1 protein-coding gene is annotated in these 397 nt (G+C 61.5%); it reads left to right on the forward strand.

The features are described from left to right. On the forward strand, positions 1 to 397 hold a 397-nt coding region (locus HJW02_RS12955), incomplete at both ends, for an RHS repeat domain-containing protein (protein ID WP_208050671.1).

Raw genomic sequence — 397 nt, forward strand, 5'->3', positions numbered from 1 at the left:
GTACGACTTGCTGGGGAGGATAACTTCCTCTACGGACGTCCTGGGCCGGGTCACCACCTACGCCTACAGCCAGGATGGCTTGACGACGACGCAGACCATCCCCTCGGGAGCCACGTTCGTCACGCGCAACGCGCCGGATGGAACGGTCCTGGAAGAATCCGGCACGGGACAGCGGCATATCATCTATTCCCTCGACTTGGTTGCCGACGGCGTTCGGACCTTCACGAAAGCCGTCTCCGGGGAAACGGAAACCGAACTGCAGCGCAGCGTCGTCAACGGTGCCGGGGAAATTCTGCGCACGGGCGTCCCCAACACCGTCGGCGGAGTCATTTACACGAGGAGCACCTATAACGCCAAGGGACAGCTGACCAAGGAACAGACAGATGCGGAAACCGCA

Source organism: Akkermansia sp. GGCC_0220, from assembly GCF_017566105.1.
GTDB classification, from domain to species: Bacteria; Verrucomicrobiota; Verrucomicrobiia; order Verrucomicrobiales; family Akkermansiaceae; genus Akkermansia; species Akkermansia massiliensis.